This window comes from Streptomyces sp. NPDC088794 (assembly GCF_044750545.1).
GTDB lineage: Bacteria > Actinomycetota > Actinomycetes > Streptomycetales > Streptomycetaceae > Streptomyces.
In genome coordinates this window covers 224,124-243,718 of the sequence record NZ_JBIVKB010000008.1, presented here as the reverse complement: position 1 = coordinate 243,718, position 19,595 = coordinate 224,124, and the positions used below count along the sequence as shown (strand labels likewise).

General features: G+C 71.3%; 17 protein-coding genes. 4 read left to right on the top strand and 13 right to left on the bottom strand.

Annotated elements, in window-relative coordinates; all coding sequences use genetic code 11:
• Positions 1 to 369: 369 nt before the first annotated feature.
• The 3 genes from ACIP6U_RS23750 to ACIP6U_RS23740 all read right to left on the bottom strand — a co-directional run bounded on the left by ACIP6U_RS23750 (position 370) and on the right by ACIP6U_RS23740 (position 3,742).
• Positions 370 to 1,791 (bottom strand): FGGY family carbohydrate kinase, encoded by a 1,422-nt coding sequence (locus ACIP6U_RS23750; RefSeq protein ID WP_401721143.1) that lies wholly within the window; start codon positions 1,789 to 1,791, stop codon positions 370 to 372.
• 95 nt (positions 1,792 to 1,886) lie between these two features.
• The gene (locus ACIP6U_RS23745) at positions 1,887 to 2,942 is read right to left on the bottom strand and encodes a 2-hydroxyacid dehydrogenase (protein WP_401721141.1); all 1,056 of its coding nucleotides are present in this window, start codon (positions 2,940 to 2,942) and stop codon (positions 1,887 to 1,889) included.
• Positions 2,939 to 3,742: a DeoR/GlpR family DNA-binding transcription regulator gene (locus ACIP6U_RS23740; protein ID WP_401721138.1), complete on the bottom strand. Its 804-nt coding sequence runs from the start codon at positions 3,740 to 3,742 to the stop codon at positions 2,939 to 2,941. Before ACIP6U_RS23740 ends, ACIP6U_RS23745 begins: the two co-directional genes overlap by 4 nt.
• A 206-nt stretch (positions 3,743 to 3,948) precedes the next feature.
• Here ACIP6U_RS23740 and ACIP6U_RS23735 point away from each other — a divergent pair, with 206 nt between their 5' ends.
• Together ACIP6U_RS23735 and ACIP6U_RS23730 are read left to right on the top strand one after the other, a co-directional pair.
• Positions 3,949 to 5,568, top strand: coding sequence for an FGGY-family carbohydrate kinase (locus ACIP6U_RS23735; protein ID WP_401721135.1), 1,620 nt, complete (start codon positions 3,949 to 3,951; stop codon positions 5,566 to 5,568).
• 60 nt (positions 5,569 to 5,628) lie between these two features.
• The gene (locus ACIP6U_RS23730; RefSeq protein ID WP_401721132.1) at positions 5,629 to 6,252 is read left to right on the top strand and encodes a histidine phosphatase family protein; all 624 of its coding nucleotides are present in this window, start codon (positions 5,629 to 5,631) and stop codon (positions 6,250 to 6,252) included.
• A gap of 113 nt (positions 6,253 to 6,365) precedes the next feature.
• On the opposite strand, the gene ACIP6U_RS23725 is transcribed toward ACIP6U_RS23730, so the two are convergent.
• The 7 genes from ACIP6U_RS23725 to ACIP6U_RS23695 form a co-directional block, all read right to left on the bottom strand.
• A complete protein-coding gene (locus ACIP6U_RS23725; protein ID WP_401721129.1) occupies positions 6,366 to 7,007 on the bottom strand; it encodes a superoxide dismutase in 642 nt (213 codons plus the stop codon).
• Between the two features lie 108 nt (positions 7,008 to 7,115).
• Complete coding sequence (locus ACIP6U_RS23720; protein WP_401721127.1) at positions 7,116 to 8,012, bottom strand: TauD/TfdA dioxygenase family protein; 897 nt, start codon at positions 8,010 to 8,012, stop codon at positions 7,116 to 7,118.
• A 12-nt stretch (positions 8,013 to 8,024) separates the two neighbouring features.
• On the bottom strand, positions 8,025 to 9,362 hold the full coding sequence (locus ACIP6U_RS23715; protein ID WP_401721124.1) for an LLM class flavin-dependent oxidoreductase: 1,338 nt from the start codon (positions 9,360 to 9,362) through the stop codon (positions 8,025 to 8,027).
• A 155-nt stretch (positions 9,363 to 9,517) separates the two neighbouring features.
• Positions 9,518 to 10,252 carry an ABC transporter ATP-binding protein gene (locus tag ACIP6U_RS23710; RefSeq protein WP_401721123.1) on the bottom strand — a complete coding sequence of 245 codons (735 nt, stop codon included), beginning with the start codon at positions 10,250 to 10,252 and terminating at the stop codon, positions 9,518 to 9,520.
• Entirely contained in the window at positions 10,228 to 11,064 is an 837-nt protein-coding gene (locus ACIP6U_RS23705) for an ABC transporter permease (protein WP_401721494.1), read from the bottom strand. Before ACIP6U_RS23705 ends, ACIP6U_RS23710 begins: the two co-directional genes overlap by 25 nt.
• A 20-nt stretch (positions 11,065 to 11,084) precedes the next feature.
• Positions 11,085 to 12,149 carry an ABC transporter substrate-binding protein gene (locus tag ACIP6U_RS23700; RefSeq protein WP_401721120.1) on the bottom strand — a complete coding sequence of 355 codons (1,065 nt, stop codon included), beginning with the start codon at positions 12,147 to 12,149 and terminating at the stop codon, positions 11,085 to 11,087.
• A 194-nt stretch (positions 12,150 to 12,343) separates the two neighbouring features.
• Positions 12,344 to 13,561 carry an ROK family protein gene (locus ACIP6U_RS23695; RefSeq protein ID WP_401721117.1) on the bottom strand — a complete coding sequence of 406 codons (1,218 nt, stop codon included), beginning with the start codon at positions 13,559 to 13,561 and terminating at the stop codon, positions 12,344 to 12,346.
• 434 nt (positions 13,562 to 13,995) lie between these two features.
• On the opposite strand from ACIP6U_RS23695, the gene ACIP6U_RS23690 reads away from it, so the two are divergent.
• Positions 13,996 to 14,577 carry a biotin transporter BioY gene (locus ACIP6U_RS23690; protein WP_401721115.1) on the top strand — a complete coding sequence of 194 codons (582 nt, stop codon included), beginning with the start codon at positions 13,996 to 13,998 and terminating at the stop codon, positions 14,575 to 14,577.
• 51 nt (positions 14,578 to 14,628) lie between these two features.
• On the opposite strand, the gene ACIP6U_RS23685 is transcribed toward ACIP6U_RS23690, so the two are convergent.
• Both ACIP6U_RS23685 and ACIP6U_RS23680 read right to left on the bottom strand, forming a co-directional pair.
• Entirely contained in the window at positions 14,629 to 15,048 is a 420-nt protein-coding gene (locus tag ACIP6U_RS23685; RefSeq protein ID WP_401721112.1) for a hypothetical protein, read from the bottom strand.
• A gap of 46 nt (positions 15,049 to 15,094) precedes the next feature.
• A complete protein-coding gene (locus tag ACIP6U_RS23680) occupies positions 15,095 to 15,817 on the bottom strand; it encodes an LPXTG cell wall anchor domain-containing protein (RefSeq protein ID WP_401721109.1) in 723 nt (240 codons plus the stop codon).
• A gap of 241 nt (positions 15,818 to 16,058) precedes the next feature.
• Between ACIP6U_RS23680 and ACIP6U_RS23675 the strand changes: the two genes are divergently transcribed.
• The gene (locus ACIP6U_RS23675; protein WP_401721492.1) at positions 16,059 to 18,035 is read left to right on the top strand and encodes a serine/threonine-protein kinase; all 1,977 of its coding nucleotides are present in this window, start codon (positions 16,059 to 16,061) and stop codon (positions 18,033 to 18,035) included.
• On the opposite strand, the gene ACIP6U_RS23670 is transcribed toward ACIP6U_RS23675, so the two are convergent.
• Positions 18,022 to 19,458 (bottom strand): amino acid permease, encoded by a 1,437-nt coding sequence (locus tag ACIP6U_RS23670; protein WP_401721106.1) that lies wholly within the window; start codon positions 19,456 to 19,458, stop codon positions 18,022 to 18,024. The two genes, ACIP6U_RS23675 and ACIP6U_RS23670, sit on opposite strands and share 14 nt — an antisense overlap.
• Positions 19,459 to 19,595: the final 137 nt, after the last annotated feature.

The window sequence follows — 19,595 nt, the reverse complement described above, 5'->3', positions numbered from 1 at the left end:
CCTCCGCCTTGCAGCTGCACGCACCAGACCCCGCTCGGCTCGGCCAAGAGGCACCGCACCTCATAGCCGGCCTGATCCGCCGGACAGGCCCTAGACGGCGGCCCTTGCGGGGTTTCGCGGGGGCGGGTCGGGTCTCGACGGCGGCCGTCCTGCGCCGCGCTTCGAGGCACGCGACCGCTGCCGGGTACGCGTCGCGCGGCCAGGTCGGGCCGGTCGGGGGCTCGTCGCGTGGTTCGGACCGCTCGACCCGCCCTCGCCGCGCGTACGCGGCCCTGGATCCACCGGCCCTCGGATCCAGCGGCCCTGGACCCAGTGGCCTTGGAATCACCGGCCCTCGGACCCGTCGGTCAGAACCTGTCCGTTCCGGTCTCACCGGCTCCGGTCGCGCGCCACCGCCAGCCGGCCGAGGTGGTCCTCGAAACCCGTGGAGTAGTACGCCGCGCGGTCCGGGTCAGGCGCGACGATGCGGGTCGGGCGGGTCCATGCGGTCGTGTCCAGGGGGATGCCGTGGCGGGTGGCCGCCGCCATGACCGCGCCGCGGGCGCCCACTTCGCCCTCGGTCACCCGGAGCGGGCGGCCCAGGACGTCGGCCAGCAGTTGCATCCACGCGGGGCTGCGCGTGCCGCCGCCGCAGACGGCGAGGGTGCCGGTCAGGCCGGCCGCGGTCAGGCAGTGCCGGGCCGCGTAGCCGATGCCCTCGCAGGTGGCGCGGATCAGGTCGCCCTTCGTCGACTCCAGGCTGACGCCGGTGAGTTCGGCGCGCAGGCGGGGTTCCACGAAGGGGGCGCGTTCGCCGGACGGGGCGAAGTACGGCAGCACGCGGACGCCGTGCGCCCCGGGCGGTGTCCCGGCGAGCAGCGCGTCGACCTCCTCGTGCCGGACGCCCGTCGTCGACAGCACCCAGTCCAGGGCCGCCGTACCGACCATCGCCGGCATCGCGCGCAGCCGGTGCCCGGGCCGGTCGGTCGAGATGTACAGGCCGGCCGGCTCGCCGCTCAGATCCAGCTCGGTGGTGGCGACCAGCGCGGCCAGACAGGTCCCGACGATGAGCAGACCGTCGCCGGGAGCCGTGACACCCGCGCCGAGCGCGCAGGCCGCCAGGTCGTACGGGCCGTTCGACACCCGCGTCCCGGCCGGCAGGCCCTCGCCGCGTGCCTCGGCGGTCGTGATCGGGTCGCCGACGGGCGCGAGCAGTCCGCGCCGGTGACCGAGGCCGAGCAGCTCGACGACCGACTCGTCGTACCTCCGGGTCCGCGGGTCGAGGAACGGCATCGACGCGTCGGAGACATCCGTGCCGGCCGGCGCCCCTGTCAGCCGTCCGAAGACCATGTCCTTGCAGTACAGGGCGGTGGCGGCCGCGTCGAGGGACTTCGGCTCGTGCCGGTCCAGCCAGGCCAGCAACGGGCCGGGGCAGCCCGGGAACATGGCGCTGCCGGTGCGGCGGAACACCGTCTCGAAGGTGCCGTCCGCCAGCCATCCGTCGAGCAGTTCATGAGCCCGGCCGTCCATCCAGGACAGGGCGGGACGCACGGGCATCCCCTGCCCGTCGACCAGCCAGACCCCGTCGCCCTGCCCGGTCAGCCCCGCCAACTCGACCGGCCCCGGCACCCGCAGCGTCAGCCGCCCCAGCACTCCGACGACCGCCCGGTACACCTCGTACATGTCCTGCTCGACCCGGCCCTCGTGCAGGGCGAGGCCCACGGGGCTTGCCTCGACGGCCAGTTCACGACCGGCGTGGTCGAAGGCGGCGGCTTTCACGGCGGACGTGCCCACATCGATGCCGATGTACATGCCGGGGGCCTCCTCGGGGCGGACGTTGATGTGTGTGCGGGGGCGGGGTTCACGTCACACGGCGACGGCGTTTCGCCTTGTAAGTCGGCGGCCGCTCACGTCAGTTGGTGCGCCAGCGGCTCCCTCCGCACCCACCGCCCCACCTCCGCCGCCGCGATCCGCGCCGCCTTCTCCGCCACCGCGCGCGCCGCCCCGCCCAGATGCGGGGTCATCACCACCCGGTCGCCGAGCCCGAACAGCCGTGACCCCGCGGGCACCGGCTCCCGCTCGTACGTGTCGAGTCCCGCCGCCGACAACCGCCCGCTCTCCAGCGCCTCGCAGAGCGCGTTCTCGTCGAGCAGCGGGCCGCGGGCCGCGTTCACGACCACCGACCCCTCGGGCAGCAGGGCGAGTTCGCGGGAGCCGATCAGACCGCGGGTCTCGGGGGTGAGCCGGGCGTGCAGGGTGATCACCCGGGAGCGGCGCAGGAGTTCGTCGAGGGAGGAGACCCGCAGCCCGTGGATCTCGCCGCGGACATAGGGGTCGTAGACCATCACCTGCGCCCCGAACGCGCACAGCACCCGCGCCACCCGGCTGCCGACGGCGCCGTAGCCGACCAGACCCACGGGGAGGTCCTCCAGCTCCAGACCGCTGTGTTCGTACGTGTAGTAGGCCGAGCCCTGCCAACTGCCCTGTCCGGCGAGGAGGTTGTGCGCCTGCGGGATCCGGCGCAGGGTCGCGAGGAGCAGGCCGACGGCGAACTCGGCGGTGGCGGCGGCGTTTCGGCCCGGCGCGTAGGAGACACGGACGTCGTGGATCTTCGCCGCGTCGAGGTTGACGTTGACCGGGCCGCCGCGGCACACGATGACCAGGCGCAGCCCCGGGGCGGACTCCAGGACGCGTTCGGTGACCGGTGCCATCTGCGTGACCAGCACCTCGCGGTCGTCGGCGAGCGCCTCGATCAGTCCGTCCTCGGTGCCGCTCGCCTCCTCGACCTCGGCGACCGGACCGAACGGTTCGAGCGGCCACGGCAGGGTCAACTCCCGTACCGACGCTTCTCGTTCGCGCAGCTCGTCGGTCACGGCGCGGGTGATCAGACCGGGTACGACGAAGTGGTCACCGGCGGCCAGGACACGGACGGGGTGGTTCGGCGCGGGGAGGGGGCTGTTCATGGCGGTGGCTCTCCCGTCGGGCAGACCTCGTAGCGGACCTTGTGCTCGTCCAGGTCCCGCAGTGCCTCGGCCGGCGCGCCGTCGTCGACCAGGAGCAGGTCGAAGCGGGAGAGCGGGGCGACCCGGTGCAGGGCGGTCCGGGCGAGCTTGGTGTGGTCGATCAACAGCACGTTGCGCGCGGCCGAGTCGAGCATCGCCCGCTTCACCGACACGATGTGCTGCTCCTGGTGGTAGGCGTAACCGCCGTGCACGGCAGACGTCGACGCGAAGCAGACGTCCACCCGCAGGGACTGGACCGCCTCGACGCAGGAGACGCCGAGGAAGGAGGAGTGCAGCGGGTCGTAGTCGCCGCCCAGCGCCATCAGGTGGATACCGCGCTGGTCGGCGAGGAGGGTGATGGCCTCCAGGAAGTTGGTGACCACCGTCAGTGGGGTGATCTCGCCGAGGCGGAGCCTGCGGGCCAGTTCCAGTGCGGTCGTGGAGTCGTCCAGCATGATCGCCATGCCGGGCTCCAGCTGCCGCATCGCGCGGTCGGCGAGCGCGGCCTTCTCGGCGAGCATGGTCTTCAGGCGGTACTGCACGTTCGACTCGAAGACACCGGACGGCTGCGCGGTCACCCCGCCCCTGAACTTCCGTACGATCCCCTGCCGTTCGAGCTCGTCGAGGTCCCGGTGGATCGTCATCAGGCTCACGCCGAAGCGCTCGGCGAGATCGGCGGCGGTCGCGGAGCCCTCGGCCAGGACGAGTTCGGCCAGTGCCGAGCGGCGGACCGCGGGGCCCTGCTGGGCACTGCCGCTCATGGCCCCTCCGATTCATGGTCGTCCGTCGTGGTCATCGGGCGTCGTGATCCGCAGACATCCCGTCGGCATCCGTCGTACTGGACCGCCAACCGAGCGTGTAACGGCGAATGTCGGCCGTCAATCCCTCGCGCGAGCGAAAAACTCGGGTCAATATCGATGATGGGTGTGAAGTTCTCAGAGTCGGTCGTGACGCGTGGGAGGTCCGGATGGCGGCGGATGAGGGCGAGGCGTGGCTGGGCGTCGACCTGGGCACCCAGAGCGTCCGCGTACTGCTGGTCACGGCCGACGGGACGGTCCTCGGCCGGGGCTCGGCACCGCTCGCCGGACGCCGGGACGGGGTGCGGCACGAGCAGGACCCGGAGGACTGGTGGCGGGCGCTGCGCACGGCGTCCCGGGCCGCGCTCGCCGACCGGCTGCACGTACGCGTCGGGGGCCTCGCGGTCTGCGGCACCTCGGGGACGGTCCTCCTGACGGACGGCACCGGCCGCCCGGTGACGCCGGCGCTCATGTACGACGACGGGCGCGCGTCGGCCCAGGCCGCGCGGGCGCGCCGGGCGGGCCTCGCGGTGCAGGACACCTGGGCGCTGCCGAAGGTGCTGTGGCTGGCGGGGGAGTACGAGGGTGCGGGCGGCCGGGGCGCGGGCGGCGCGGGTCCGCTCCGGGGCCGGAGCGGGGGTGGCGGACGGCGCGCCGGGCAGCCCTCCGGGTCGGCCTCCCACCCCGGATCCGCCTCCCGCCCGCACCCCCACCTCCGCCTGGTCCACCCGCCCCGCCCGCCCCGGCTCCGGCTCGCCCACCAGCCCGACCTGATCGTCGCCCGGCTCATCGGCGAGCCGCCGCCCGCCGACTCCAGTCACGCCCTCAAGACCGGCTACGACGCGGAGGCCGGCGCCTGGCCGCACACCGCGCTGGCCGAACTGGGCCTGCCCGACGAGCTGTTCCCCGAGGTCGTACGCCCCGGCAGCCGGCTCGGTGAGGTCACGTCGGCCGCCGCCGAGGCGACCGGCATCCCCGCCGGCACGCCGGTGATCGCCGGCATGACCGACGGCTGCGCGGCGCAGATCGCGGCGGGCGCGCTGCGGCCCGGCTCCTGGAACTCGGTGCTCGGCACCACGCTGGTCCTCAAGGGCGCCTCCGTCACCCCGGTCCGCGACGAGACCGGCGTGGTCTACAACCACCGTGCGCCGGACGGCACTTGGCTGCCGGGCGGGGCGTCGAGCGTGGGCGCGGGCGTGCTGACCGCGGCCTTCTCGGGCGCCGACCCGGCCGCGATGGACGCACGGGCGGCGGCCCACGAACCGTCCGGCGCGGTGACGTACCCGCTGGTGTCACCCGGTGAACGGTTCCCGTTCCTGGCGCCGGCCGCCTCGGCGATCGTGCTGGGCGAGCCCGCCGACGGGGCCGACCTGTGGGCGTCCCTGCTCCAGGGTGTGGCCTTCGCGGAGCGGCTCTGCGTGGACTACCTCGACCAGCTGGGCGCCCCGCTGGACGGCCCCCTCACCTTCACCGGGGGCGCCGCCCGCAGCGCGTACTGGAACCAGCTGCGCGTCGATGTCCTGGGCCGCCCCGCCCGCGTACCCCACCAGACCGAACCGGCCCTGGGCATGGCCGCGTTGGCCGCCCACGGCACCGGCCGCGGCCCCCTGCCCGAGATCGCGGAGCGCATGGTCCGCATCCACTCGGTCCTCGAACCCGACCCCGCCCGCACGGCCCTGTTCGCCGAGCCGTACGGCCGCCTGATCGACGAACTGACCGCGCGGGGCTGGCTCCCGGCGCCGGTCGCGGCCCACGCGCACGCCCGCCGCACCGGGACGACGGCGGACTGACGGCGGACCGACGTCGCGCCGCGTACGCGTACTCCCGCCGAGCCTGGATACTCCGAAGCCATGAGCACCACCCTTCTGCTGGCCAGGCACGGGCAGACCGTCTGGCACGACGAGAACCGCTACGCCGGTGTCAGTGACGTCCCGTTGACCCCTACCGGGGTGGCGCAGGCCGAGGCGCTCGGGCGATGGATCGCCGCCCGTCCGGTCGACGCGGTGTGGACCTCCCCGCTGTCCCGGGCCGTGGCCACCGCCGAACCCGCCTGCCGCACCCTGGGCCTGGTCCCGTCCCTCGACCCCGACCTGCGGGAGTGCGACTTCGGGGTGGTGGAGGGGCGCACGCTGGCGGAGTTCGCGGCCGCCTACCCGACCCGGGCCGAGGCCTTCCGCGTGGACCCGGCCGCCAACCCCTTCCCCGGCGCCGAGGACCCACGGGCCGCCGCGGCCCGCGGAGCGGCGGCCCTGCGCCGGATCGCCGCCGCGCACTACGGCGAACGGGTCCTGGTGGTCGCCCACAACACCCTGTTCCGCCTGGTCCTGTGCACCCTGCTGTCGATCCCGGCCAGGGAGTACCGCCGGGTCTTCCCGAGCCTGCGCAACGCGGCGATCACCGAACTCCGGGTGGGCATCACGGGATCGACGGCGTTGCTGTCCCTGAACGTGCCCTGCGATCCGGACAACCGGTAGGCCGTCGCCACATGGGAAGCCCCTGGGAGTCACGTCCTCCCAGGGGCTTCCGTCATTCCGCCTGCCGGTGAAGGTTGAGAAGACGATCACGAGGCAGGACGTTCATCGCGCCCTCAGGGGGCGAGCAGCAGCACATCCGCGCGGGACCTGGCGGCCTCGTAACGCCGGGCCACGTCCTGCCAGTTGACGACGGCCCACATGGCGTCGATGAAGTCGACCTTCTGGTTCCGGTACTGGAGATAGAAGGCGTGCTCCCAGGCGTCGAAGACGAGGATCGGGGTCGCGCCCTGTCCGACGTTGCCCTGGTGGTCGTAGACCTGCTCGACGACCAGCCGCCCGCTGAGCGGCTCGTACGCGAGGACACCCCAGCCCGAACCCTGCGTGGTCGCGGCCGCCTTGGTCAGCTGCGCCTTGAAGCCGGCGTACGACCCGAAGGACTCGGCGATCGCGTCGGCCAGGTCCCCCACACCGTCCGCCGCCAGCGGCTCGCCGCCCCCGTCACCGGTCATGTTGTGCCAGTAGATCGAGTGCAGGATGTGCCCGGAGAGATGGAACGCCAGGTTCTTCTCCAGCCCGTTGATCGCCCCCCACGACTCCTTGTCCCGCGCCTCCGCGAGCTGCTCCAGCGTGTCGTTGGCACCCTTCACATAGGCCGCGTGGTGCTTGTCGTGGTGCAGCTCGACGATCTCGGGACTGATCACGGGGGCGAGCGCGGAGTAGTCGTACGGCAGGTCGGGAAGCGTGTAGACGGGCATGGGTGGGTTCCCCTCCGAACCTCTTATTGCACAAGACTTGCAACTACACGTTAGCAACAAGAAGACCCCCGCGGGTGCACCGCGGGGGTCTTTCGGAACGGCGGGTCCTTACGCCGCCACGGACGTGTAGTGCGAGGCGTCGCCCTCGATCGCGTAGCTCTCCTTGCCCTCGATGCCGACGGGGACGTCTCCCGCGACGGTCACGCGGTTCAGGCGGCGGGGGAGGCCGTCGTAGTTGTCGACGGCGTAGTGCTGGGTGATGCGGTTGTCGAAGAGGACGAGCTGGTTCGGGGACCAGCGGTGGCGCAGGATGTTCTCCGGGCGGGTGACGTACGACTGGAGCAGGTCGAGGATCTTGCGGGACTCGCCGACCGACAGGCCCACGATCCGCTGCGCGAACCCGCCGATGAACAGGCCGCGTTCACCGGTCAGCGGGTGGACGCGGACCACCGGGTGGGCCGTGCGGAACTTGATGGACGTGAACTGGGCGCGCTGGGCCGCCTTGTCCTCGTCGATGTCCTCCACCGGCACCGCGTAGTCGTAGTCGTTGGTGTGCTCGGCCCACAGCGTGTCGGCCAACTGGCGCAGCGGCTGCGGGAGTTGGCGGTAGGCGGCGGCCGAGCTGGTGATCAGGGTCTCGCCGCCGTACGGCGGGAGCGTGATGCTGCGCAGGGTGCTGGCCTGCGGCGGGTTCAGGACGAACGTGACGTCCGTGTGCCAGTGGTTGGCGCGGCCCTGCTCGCTGTCGACGGGCAGCACGTTCGGGGCGCCGGCGACGGAGGGCACGGTCGGGTGGGCGGTGGTGAGGTCGCCGAAGTGCCGGGCGAACGCCTCCTGTTCGGCGTCGTCGAGGTGGACGTCGTCGAAGACCAGGGCCTTGTGGGTGTTGAGGGCCTCGCGGAGGGCGGCGACCGTGTCCTCCGCGAGCGGCTGGGAGATGTCCACGCCGGAGACGCGGGCGCCGATGTGCGCGGTGACCTTCTGGATCTGGATGTCGAGTGTCATGACCTGGGCCTTTCAGACGAGGGCGGGTGTCTGGACGTACTGGTTGGCGGGGCGGGGGAGCCCGTAGCGCTCCCGGAGGGTCTGGCGGGGCCCGTACTCCGTGCGCAGCAACCCACGGGCGCGCAGGATCGGGACGACGTGGTCGACGAAGGCCTCAAGACCCGAAGGCAGCACCGCCGGCATGATGTTGAAGCCGTCGGCCGCGCCCTGCGTGAACCACGTCTCGATCGCGTCGGCGACCTGCTCGGGCGTGCCGGCGAAGGTGAGGTGGCCGCGCCCGCCGCCGAGCCGCCCGATCAGCTCCCGCACGGTGAGCCGGTCGCGCCGGGCCAGTTCCACCACGAGGGTGTAGCGGCTCTTGGCCCCCTCGACGGCGTCCTCGGAGGGCAGATCGGCCGGCAGCTGCGCATCCAACTCCAGCGCACCGGCGGGCAGTTGGAGCAACCGCTCCAGCCGGTCCACTCCATGCTCGTACACGATGTGGTCTTCGAGCAGCCGCTCGCTCGCCCGCGCCTCGGCCTCCGTGGAGCCGAGCACCGGCACGATCCCGGGCAGCACTTTGATGTGCTCGGGGTCCCGGCCGGCCGCCGCCGTACGGGACTTGAGGTCGGCGTAGAAGGCCCGCGCGTCCTCGATCGTCTGCTGCGCGGTGAACACCGCCTCCGCGTACCGTGCGGCGAACGTCTTCCCGTCCTCGGACGAGCCGGCCTGCACGAGCAGCGGGTAACCCTGGGGCGTACGCGGCACGTTGAGCGCGCCCTCGACGCTGAAGTAGGCCCCCCGATGCCGAGGCGGATGGATCTTCCGGTCATCCCCCCACACCCCGGCGGCCTTGTCCGCGAGGATCGTGTCGTCCTCCCAGCTGTCCCAGAGCTTGAGCGCCACATCGAGGAACTCGGCGGCCCGCGCGTACCGCTCCGCGTGCGCGGGCTCGGCATCCAGCCCGAAGTTCCGAGCGGCCTCGGCCCCGGCCGTGGTGACGATGTTCCACCCCGCCCGGCCGCCGCTGATGATGTCCAGCGAGGCGAACTTACGGGCCAGGTTGTAGGGCGAGTTGTAGGACGTCGACGCGGTGGCGATCAGCCCGATGTGCTCGGTCGCCGTGGCGAGCGCGGTGAGCAACGTGAGCGGCTCCAGCGCACCGGCCGGCCGCTGGGCCAGGTTGTTCCACAACTGCGGCCCGTCGGCGAGAAAGAGCGAGTCGAAGGTGCCGCGCTCGGCGGTCCGAGCGAGCTGCACGTAGTGGTCGAGCCGGACGTGCGCGTACGGATCGCTCTCCGGCAACCGCCAGGAGGCTTCGTGGTGGCCGGTGTTCATGAGGAAGGCGTTGAGATGGAGGGTGCGGGGCATGAGGTGTCCTTCGTGTGTTTCAGCCCGTCCGGCGTTTGAGGACGAGGCCGTTCAGGCCGAAGCGGGGTCTGGGGGCGCAGCCCCCGGCGGGGTCGAAGGGGCAGCGCCCCTGGGGATGGGACGGGTAGGGGCGGCGGGGGCGAGGAAATCCGGCGTCACCCCACGTCCTCGGTCACACCGAGCGCGGCCAGCAGCCGCTCCCGGTATTCGCCGAGCAGAGGATCGCGATAGGAGCGGGGATGGGGGCGATCGATGGCCAGGTCGAGCCCGACGCGCCCGGCGTCCAGCACCAGCACCCGGTCCGCGAGGACGATCGCCTCGTCCACGTCATGCGTGACCAGCAACACCGAGGGCCGATGCCGCTCCCACAACTCCCGCAACAGCGCATGCATCTTGATCCGCGTCAACGCATCCAGCGCCCCGAACGGCTCATCCGCGAGCAACAGCTCCGGCTCCCGCACCAACGACCGCGCAAGAGCCGCCCGCTGCTGCTCACCCCCCGACAACTCACCCGGCCACGCCCGCTCCCGCCCGGCGAGCCCCACCTCCGCGAGAGCGGCCCGCCCCTTCTCCTCCCCACCGGTCCCCAGCCCCAGCAGTACGTTGTCCAGCACCCGCCGCCACGGCAGCAGCCGAGAGTCCTGGAAGACCACCGACACCCGTTCCGGGGCGGCGAGTCGACCGCTCCCGGCGACCTCGTGGTCGAGGCCCGCGACGGCCCGCAGCAGCGTGGACTTGCCGGACCCGCTGTGCCCGAGGAGCGCCACGAACTGTCCGGCGGGGATGTCCAGGTCGAGGCCGTCGAGGACCGTACGCCCCTCGAACGACCGGGTCAGGCCGCGCAGTCGGACGGCGGTGGGGCGGGTCAGTTGCTCAGTGTGCGGCGCCACGACAGCACCCTCCGTTCGATGAGACGGACCGTGCTGTCGGAGATCAGGCCGAAGATCCCGTAGATGAGCAGACCGACGAGGATCACGTCGGACTGGCCGTAGTTGGTGGCCTGGAACATCATGTAACCGAGGCCGCTGGTGGCGTTGATCTGCTCCAGGACCACCAGGCCCAGCCAGGAGCCGGTGACGCCGAGCCGGAGTCCCACGAAGAATCCGGGCAGCGCGCCGGGGATCACGATCTGCCGGACGAACTGGATCCTCGACAGGCCCTGGACCTCGGCGAGTTCGACGTACCGGCTGTCGATTCCGGACAGCGCGGCGTGTGTGTTCAGGTAGATCGGGATGTAGACGACGATCGCGATGATGGCGATCTTGAAGGTCTCGCCGATGCCCAGCCAGAGGATGAACAGCGGGATGAGACCCAGCGTCGGGATCGCCCGGTTGAGCTGCACGGTCCCGTCGATCAGCGCCTCCCCGACCCGGCTGAGCCCCGACGCGAGCGCGAGCAGCACCCCGGCGGTGAGCCCGATCGCGAAGCCGTACGCGGCCCGCTCCAGCGAGGTCAGCACATCGGTCGGCAGTGTGCCGTCGGTCCACAGCCGCCCGGCGGTCCGCGCCACCGTCCAGGGCGCCGGGATCGCCCCGGGATCCAGCTGCCCGGCGGCGGAGGCGATCGCCCACAGGCCGATGAACAGGGCGGGCCCGATCATCCGGGCGGCGGGCAGCCGCCTGCCGGGGGAGAGGCGCCGGCGCCTGCGCACCCGGTGGACGGTGTCGTCCTCGACGGCCACGGCGCCCGCGCCCGCGCTCACGGTGGTGGTGCTCAGGGCGCTCACTTGCGGTACTCCGCCGGTACGGCCCGCGCGGCGATGGCCTCGAAGCGGCGGTCGAAGAGCGAGTCGACCTTGAAGCTCTTCACGAAGCCGCCCTCGGCGAGCAGCTCGGCGGTCTCCTGCTCCCACTTCACCGCCTCGTCCCAACTCGGCGGGAACAGCGGCTTGTTGGCGAGCTTCGTGATGCCCTCGGCCTGGGCGAGGGTCAGGTTCTGCGTCTTGACGTAGAACTCCTCGTTCCAGATGTCGGGGTGCTCGTACTGCCACACCTGGCCCTGCGCCCACTGCGGGATGTACGCGGCGACGGCCGCCGCCTTCGCCGGGTCGGCCAGCACGGAGGCCGGCGCCCACAGCAGGTTGAGCAGGTCGACGACGTCCGTGTCGATGGTGCGGGCGCCCTTGGGCCCGTACTGCTGGAGGTAGGCGGGCGCCTGGCTGTTGCCGAGCGGGGCGATGTCCACCTGGCCCGACTGGAGGGCGGTGAGGAACTGGTTGCTGGTCAGCGGGACCAGTTTCACGTCGTCGTACGCGATCCCCGCCTCCTTCAACGCCCGCAGCAGCACGACGCCTTGGGCCTGGCCCTGCGAGAAGGCGAGCTTGCGGCCCTTGAAGTCGGCGACCGTGCGGATGTCGCTGCCGGGCTTGGTGGCGAAGAGGTAGTTGGGTTTCCGGGTGACGTTGATCGCGACGATCTTCGCGTCGAATCCCTGGTAGTGGGCCTGGATCGGTGGAATACCGGCGTTGTTCGCCAGGTCAAGGGACTTCGCGCGGAATGCGTTGATGACATCGGGACCGGCCCCGATGTTCAGCCAACTCGACACCGTGAACGGCAATTTCGGCAGCTTGGCCAGCTTGAACTGGAGTTGCTGGGTGTTCAGATACGAGGAGATCTTCAGACTGGTGCCGGCCGGGACCTTCTCGGCGAGCGGGGCGGAGAGGTCGGCCACCGACTTCGCGGAGGCCGTGGTGGAGCCCGCGCAGCCGGTCAGTCCGACGGCCGCGACACCGAGCGCGGAGGCAAGGAAGAGACGCCGGTCGACACCGGGAAAAGTGGGAGAAGACATGGGAGGGCCCCTTGAGTACGGAGGTGGGAAAGCAGGCGGAATTCCGGGCACGGAAGGCCCGAGGAAGGGGAATTCACGCAGGAAGAGATACGCGCTCCGGGCGCGTCACCGCGTCAGCAACAAAGGGTGCGACAGGTCATGAGAAGAATGCTCCTGGTCATCCGTGATCCCTGTCAACATTCGGAGTTTCTGAATTAAGTAGCCTCAGGTGAGGCACTCAACGGATCCCGGTACAGCACGTCGAGCACGACCGAACCGCCCGCCACCGCGAGCACGGAGTCCGGGAAGCTCGTCGGCACGACGGCCCCGGCGCGCTCGTCGCCGACCCCTTCGCGCAGCGCGGCGAGGCAGTCCTCCCGGTGTATGACACCGATCTCGGTCACCACCACCGTCTCCGGGTTGAGCACGTCGAGCAGCAGCCGCACGGCCCGGCCGACGGCACCCGCCCGCTCCACCAGCAGCCGTACGGCCCGTTCGTCGCCGGCGGTCGCCGCGGCGAGCACGTGCATCGGGTTCACCCCGTCGACGACACCGGCCCGCCGGGCCCGCAGGCACAGCGTCCGTTCGCTCAACTCGGCCTGGAGGCAGCCCGTTCGGCCGCACTCGCAGGGCTCCGTGCCGCCCGGCACCGGCAGATGCGCGATGACGCCGGCCTGCGAGCGCGGCCCGTGGTGCACCTCGTCGCCCGAGGCGAACGCCGAGTCGACGACGTTGCCGACGAACAGGTGCAGCACGCTCCGGCTGCCGCGCGCCCGCCCGAAGAGCCGCTCCCCGTTCACCAACGCCCGTGCGTGGCCGTCGACATGGACCGGCAGCCCGGTGCGCGCGCCGAGCGTCTCCCGCACCGGGACGTCCCGCCAGCCCAGCAGCCCGTGCTCGACGACGGTCCCCGAATCGCGGTCCACCCAGCCGCCGACGGCCACTCCGACACCCAGCGGCCGGCTGCCGCGCGCCTCGGCGAGCAGCGCGTCCAGCCCCTCGGCGGCGCGTGCGAGGACCCACCCCGGATCGGTGCGCTCGTGCTTCACCTCCCGCCGGGCCACCACCTGTCCCCGCAGATCCAGCAGTGCGACCGTGGTGTACGGCACGGCCACATGCACCCCGCCGACCACGAACCGCGAGTCGTCCAGGTCGACCGGCACATGCGGCCGCCCCACGCCCTTGGACCGCCGGGGCGCCGACGCCTCGCGGATCAGGCCGAGTTCGGTGAACCGGGCGCAGTAGTCCGTCACCGACGCCGGCGACAGACCCGTGAGCCGGGCGATGGTGCTGCGCGCCACCGGCCCGTGCTCCAGCACGGACCGCAGCACGTGACTCGCGCTCGTCCGCCGCCGATCGGGATCGGCGGCGCGCTGCACGGACGTGGAGAGGGGAGGGGGAGGGGCAGGAACGGAAGTGAGCGTGGATGCCATGGCGTTTTCATCCTCGGGAACGGGTCTGACAGTGCGCCGTCACTCGATTCGAGGCGCGTCCGGATCCGCTCCGCCCGCCCCGCTAGGTCCGGCGACAGCCGCTCGCGCCGACGCGTCGCAGGTCGACGTGGCGACGCGACGAGAAGTTCCGGGCCTGGGCATCCATGGGGGAAGGGTAGGCCAGAGAAGGTGAATCCGACCAGACCGCTAGGATTCGTTTGGCGGGACCCGACAGCTCGGCCCGCGGCCCGGGAGTGAGCGAAACGCTCCTGCCTCAGTGACGGGTATCACTCCCCACCCGGTGTAACAGACACTCTTTGTCCGAAACCCACGAACGCCCCGCGCCCCCCTTTGTCGGGCGCTGACGGTGATCGGCGCACGCACCCCGGGTTAGCGTCACTCTGTCCCCGACTGCCCCGAACCGCGGAGTCCCCATGAGCACCGCCACAGCCGCCCCCGTCGCCACCGGCAAGGTCATCGCCGACCTGCTCCCGGCCTCCCGCGTCCGCGACCTCGCGCTGGTGCTCGGCGGCGCCGCGCTCACCGGCCTCGCGGCCCAGATCGCGGTCCCCGTGCCCGGCTCCCCGGTGCCGGTGACCGGCCAGACCTTCGCCGCCCTGCTCGTCGGCACCAGCCTCGGCGCCCGCCGCGGGGTCGCCGCGCTCGCCGTGTACGCGCTGGCCGGCCTGGCGGGCATGCCGTGGTTCGCCTCCGGGACCTCCGGTCTCTCGGTCTCCTTCGGCTACATCCTCGGCATGATCCTCGCCTCCGCCGCCGTCGGCGCCCTGGCCCGCCGCGGCGCCGACCGCTCGGTGCTGCGGATGGCGGGCACGATGCTGCTTGGAGAGGCGATCATCTACGCCGTCGGCGTGCCGTACCTGGCCGTCGCCGCCGGCATGTCGGTGTCCGCCGCGATCGCGGCCGGTCTCACCCCGTTCCTGCTCGGCGACGCCCTGAAGGCGGCCCTGGCGATGGGCGTGCTGCCCACCGCCTGGAAGTTCGCGAACAAGGGCTGAGCTCGTCGTTCAACCTCGGCCGGTCGGCTCGAGCGGAGTTCGGTGCGCCGCTCAGTAGCTGGGCGGGATGCGGTCCTGCGGCATGTCGGCCACCTCTGCCGCGCCGTCGTTCAGCTGCACCCGCTCGGCCACGGCCGGGTCGATCGAGTCCGAGACCAGCTCCGCGATGCGCAGCGTGCACTCCCACTCCGACAGCTTGCCTTTGATCACCACCAGGTATGCCTCCTGGCCGGCGAAGCGGTACACGCGACGCCGCTTCTCGACGATGTTCTTGCTCGGCACGTACGTGTGGGCGGCAGCACGGAGCGCCCGCAGTGCCTGGTCCTTCGTCTCCAGCCCACGGTGGATGAACTCGGTCCTGTAGATGTCGCTGTAGTACTCCGCGATCACGACCCAGTTGCCCATCCACTCCCCCTCGACGCCGCTGCCAGTCAGCCACAGCCCAGTCGCCGGAGCAAGGGTGTCGGCCATGGGAAAGGCCGGGGCGCTCACGCACCCCGGCCCTGAACCGCCCCGATCAGGCGCGCTGCTTCGACGGTCGCCGCGTCGACCACCACAGCCCGGCCGCGCCGGCCGCCAGCAGGGTCGCGCCCGCCGCCCCCAGCGGCAGCACGTCACTGTCGGGACCGGTCTTCGGCAGCTCGTCGCCGCCCGGCGCCACCGGCTTGTTGTCGGTGCCGAGGAGCAGCGGGGTGGCCGGGGCGTTCGGCGACGGGTTGGTCGTACCGAACGGGACCGGGCCCTGCTGCCAGTACGTCTTCTTCCCGTCGCCGGTCTGGACGGGCAGACAGATCTTGCCGGTCTTGCTCAGGTCGTACGTGGCGTCCACCGCGTACGACTTCGACTTTCCGGCCGCGAGATTGTCGATGGGACAGGCGAAACCGCTGTTTGAACCCTCCGGAAGATTCGCTGTGTCGATCTGGGAACAGCCTTGAACGTTTTTGACCGTGAGGCCGTCGAAACCGACGACCAATAGCTGGATCTTTCCGCTGTCCTTGGTCCCTTCGTTCTTCACCGCGGCGGTGATCGCCGTCTTTTGCGAGCCGTTGTCGACCGAGATCTTCGAGGGCAGGGTGGTGGTCAGCTTTACACCCGCGGGCGCCTCGTCGACGGCCTTTCCGCCCTTGCCGCTGCCGGGACCCTGGTCGTCCGCGCTGGCAGTGAAGGAAAGGATCATCACCGTCGAGAAAGATGCCGCGACCAGCGATCCCGCGATGGTCGTCGTGCGACGAGAACTCATGTTCACATCCCCCTTGGCTGCGCCTGAATTCGCAGTACTTGAAGAGCTACCACAAGATTTCTCACCACTATGCTGGTACGGCATGAAGTGTGACCATTGTGTATCCGTAGAAGCGTGGTGGGGATAACCGAGGGGGTGCAGCGGATTGCCGGGGAATACGGGAAACACGAGAAGCGGTGGGGTTCCAGGGTTGCTCGTGACGGGGCGCTATCGCCTGGTCGAAAGTATCGGCCAGGGGGGAATGGGGCGGGTGTGGCGAGCCTCCGACGAAATACTCGACCGCCCGGTCGCCGTCAAGGAGATGCGCATAGACGGACTGGACGCGGAGGACACCAGGACCCGCCGTGAGCGCACCCTGCGCGAGGCCCGGGCCACCGCCCGGATCGACCATCCCAACGTCGTGCGCGTGTACGACGTGGTGGACGAGGGCGAACGCCTGTGGATCGTCATGGAGCTGGTCGTCGGCCGCTCCCTGGAACAGATGACCGTGCAGGACGGGTCGCTGAACCCGCGCCAGGCCGCCCGGATCGGCGTCGGCCTGGTCACCGCGCTGCGCCAGGTGCACGAACGCGGCGTCCTGCACCGGGACATCAAGCCGGGGAACGTCCTGGTGGAGGACGCCGGCGAGCGCGTCGTCCTCACCGACTTCGGCATCGCGGCGATGCAGGACGCCAAGGCGCTGACCATGGTCGGCATGCTCGTCGGCTCGCCCGACTACATGGCGCCCGAGCGCATATCCGGCCGCCCCCAGGGCCCGCCCTCCGACATCTGGTCCCTCGGCGCGACCCTCTGCGCGGCGCTCGGCGGCCGCTCCCCCTTCTCCCGTGACACCACACTGGCCACCCTGCACGCGGTCCTCTACGAGGAGCCCCGACTGCCCCTCGCGGCAGGCCCGTTGCAGGACATCCTGGCCGCGCTCCTGGAGAAGGACCCCACGGTCCGCCCCGGCCTGGACGAACTGGAGGCGGCCCTGCGCCCGGTGGCGTTCCCGCCGACGCTGGTGACGTTGCCGGTGGGCGGGGGAGAGGCACCGACGGGAGAGCCGGAGGAGGCAGGGGAGGCAGAGGACGTACGAGAGACAGAAGAGGTACCAGAGGTACGGGAGGAGGCTGGGGGAGAGGAAGAGGAACCGGCGCGTGCGGAGGAGCCCGAGCCGCTGTCGCCCCCGGTGTCCGAGCCGTCCACCCCGGCCCACGTCCGGACCCGGGTCCTCCGCCGACTGCGCGACCCACGGCTGCCCGAACCCGTCGAGGACGCGCCGCCGACCCAGCGGCCCGCCACCGCGTCCTCCTCCGTCGAGAACCGGGCCGACACCCATGACTTCCGGATCTCCAACGCCTCCACCGAAGTCCCGTCCGAACTCCGCTCGGAACCACCCGCGGGCCCGATCACCCCACAGGCCACAGGCGTCTCCCTGGTCCGCGCCCAGGCCGTGACCCAGCAGCGTCCCGAACCCGCCAACAGCCCTGCCCCGGCCGCCCGTTCCGCCGCACCCCGTCCCGACCTCGGCCCCCACCCCCTCCGCACACCCGCGAGCGACCTCCCCGAACCCGCCAACAGCCCCGCCCCGGCCGCCCCGAGCCGTGGCCGTCGCCGCGCGGTTGCCGTGGCCGCCGTCGGAGTGGTCACCGCCGGCGCGGTCGTGGCGGTCGTCCTGCTGGCCAACTCCGGCTCACCGGGCGGCGACCGGGCGGACGGGTCCACGTCCCCGCAGGCCTCCTCTTCCGCCTCCGCCTCCCCCTCGACCCCCTCCAGCCCGTCGCCCACCGTCGAAGGCACCGCACGCCCGCAGAGCCTGCCGCCGGGCGCGCATCGCGAAGCCGGCGGGTTCGCGTGGGCGACACCCACCGGCTGGCGGCGCGATCTGAAGACGGGGGCGGAGGTGCACTACACCTCGCCGGACGGCGGACAGGAGCTCGTGGGCAAGTCGTCCATCGCCCGCGGCGATCTGATGCGGAGCTGGGAGACCTCGGAGCAGAACGCCCACCAGGGCGAGGGCTACCAGAAGATCCGCCTGGAGAGGACGACGTTCCGCGGCAACCCCGCGGTCGTGTGGGAGTACACCTTCACGCTCAAGGGCGTGCAGTGGCATGCCCGGTTGCTGGGCTTCGACCAGGAGGGAAGGTCGTACCAGATCAACACCTGGTACCAGCCGCCGATCGAAGCCCAGGCCCTGAAGACCTACGGCAAGGTCAAGGACAGCTTCACGGTGCTTTGACCTTGGCCACCGGCGCGTCGGCGGGCTCGCCCTGGGCGGGCACGCCCGCGGCGGCCGTCGAAGTGCCCGGCCGCAGCCGCTCCTTGACGAAGGCGATGGCGAGCACGACCGCCGCGACCAGCAGCGACAGCAGCACTGTCTCGCGTCCGTCGTGCTCGGTGTCCGTGAGCATGTAGCCGAGCACGAACACGATCAACCCGGCCGTCGCCCAGGTCAGATACGGATACAGCCACATCTTCACGACCAGCTTCTCCGGCGCCTCCGCCTGGATGATCCGCCGCATGCGCAGCTGCGAGAAGCAGATGACCAGCCAGACGAACAGGGCCACCGCGCCACTGGAGTTGACCAGGAAGAGGAAGACCGAGTCGGGGAACTTGTAGTTGAAGAAGACGGCGACGAAGCCGAACACGACGGAGCAGACGATCGCGGCCAGCGGCACACCGCGCGAGGTCGTCCGCGCGAACGCCTTCGGCGCGTCCCCGCGCTCGCCGAGCGAGAAGGCCATGCGGGAGGCCGTGTAGAGGCCGGAGTTGAGACAGGACAGCACCGAGGTCAGCACGATGAAGTTCATGATCTGGCCGGCGTGCGCGATACCGAGCGAGTCGAGGGCGGCGACGTACGAGCCCTGTTCCTTGATCGACGCGTCGTCCCACGGGAGCAGGGTCACGACGATGAAGATCGAGCCGAGGTAGAAGACGCCGATCCGCCAGATGATGCTGTTGGTCGACTTGGTGACCGCCCGCCGCGGGTCCTCGGACTCGCCGGCGGCCAGGGTGGCGATCTCGCTGCCCATGAAGGAGAAGACGACGAGCAGGACGCCGGTGAGGATGGCGCCGGGGCCGTTGGGCAGGAAGCCGCCGTGGCCGGTGAGGTTGCCGAGGCTCGCCTTGTCGGTGTCCGCGCCGGGCAGCACGCCGGCCACCGCGAGCGCGCCGACGACGATGAACGCGCCGATCGCGACGACCTTGATCCCGGCGAACCAGAACTCGAACTCGCCGTAGGAGCCGACCGAGACCAGGTTGGTGGCGGTCAGTACCACCATCACGATCAGCGCCCAGCCCCACTGGGGCACGGCCGGGATCCAGCCCTCCAGGATCTTGGCACCCGCGGTGGCCTCCACCGCCAGCACCACGACCCAGAAGAACCAGTACAGCCAGCCGATGGAGAACCCGGCCCAGCGGCCGAGCGCCCGGTCGGCGTGGGCCGAGAAGGAGCCGGAGGTGGGGTTCGCGGCGGACATCTCGCCGAGCATCCGCATCACGAGCACGACGAGCGTGCCGACGAGTGCGTACGACAGCAGGATGCCGGGGCCCGCGGTCGCGATGCCGGAGCTGGAACCGACGAAGAGGCCGGCGCCGATGACGCCACCGATGGCGATCATCGTCAGATGCCGGTTCTTGAGTCCGGCCTGCAGACCAGTCATGGGGGGAAATTCCTTTGGTCCGGGTGAGCGGTCTCCCGTACCGGGGGGTGTACGGGCCGGTCCAGTGAATCCGAGGTGAATTGATTCGTGAACCTCTGAATCCAGATTGTTACTTGAGGTTTTCTTGAGGTTCGGTG

Coding starts and splice junctions, on each gene's coding strand:
- ACIP6U_RS23750 (WP_401721143.1), bottom strand. CDS start 1,791: ATGTACATCGGCATCGATGTGGGCACGTCCGCCGTGAAAGCCGCCGCC.
- ACIP6U_RS23745 (WP_401721141.1), bottom strand. CDS start 2,942: ATGAACAGCCCCCTCCCCGCGCCGAACCACCCCGTCCGTGTCCTGGCC.
- ACIP6U_RS23740 (WP_401721138.1), bottom strand. CDS start 3,742: ATGAGCGGCAGTGCCCAGCAGGGCCCCGCGGTCCGCCGCTCGGCACTG.
- ACIP6U_RS23735 (WP_401721135.1), top strand. CDS start 3,949: ATGGCGGCGGATGAGGGCGAGGCGTGGCTGGGCGTCGACCTGGGCACC.
- ACIP6U_RS23730 (WP_401721132.1), top strand. CDS start 5,629: ATGAGCACCACCCTTCTGCTGGCCAGGCACGGGCAGACCGTCTGGCAC.
- ACIP6U_RS23725 (WP_401721129.1), bottom strand. CDS start 7,007: ATGCCCGTCTACACGCTTCCCGACCTGCCGTACGACTACTCCGCGCTC.
- ACIP6U_RS23720 (WP_401721127.1), bottom strand. CDS start 8,012: ATGACACTCGACATCCAGATCCAGAAGGTCACCGCGCACATCGGCGCC.
- ACIP6U_RS23715 (WP_401721124.1), bottom strand. CDS start 9,362: ATGCCCCGCACCCTCCATCTCAACGCCTTCCTCATGAACACCGGCCAC.
- ACIP6U_RS23700 (WP_401721120.1), bottom strand. CDS start 12,149: ATGTCTTCTCCCACTTTTCCCGGTGTCGACCGGCGTCTCTTCCTTGCC.
- ACIP6U_RS23695 (WP_401721117.1), bottom strand. CDS start 13,561: ATGGCATCCACGCTCACTTCCGTTCCTGCCCCTCCCCCTCCCCTCTCC.
- ACIP6U_RS23690 (WP_401721115.1), top strand. CDS start 13,996: ATGAGCACCGCCACAGCCGCCCCCGTCGCCACCGGCAAGGTCATCGCC.
- ACIP6U_RS23685 (WP_401721112.1), bottom strand. CDS start 15,048: ATGGCCGACACCCTTGCTCCGGCGACTGGGCTGTGGCTGACTGGCAGC.
- ACIP6U_RS23680 (WP_401721109.1), bottom strand. CDS start 15,817: ATGAGTTCTCGTCGCACGACGACCATCGCGGGATCGCTGGTCGCGGCA.
- ACIP6U_RS23675 (WP_401721492.1), top strand. CDS start 16,059: ATGGGGCGGGTGTGGCGAGCCTCCGACGAAATACTCGACCGCCCGGTC.
- ACIP6U_RS23670 (WP_401721106.1), bottom strand. CDS start 19,458: ATGACTGGTCTGCAGGCCGGACTCAAGAACCGGCATCTGACGATGATC.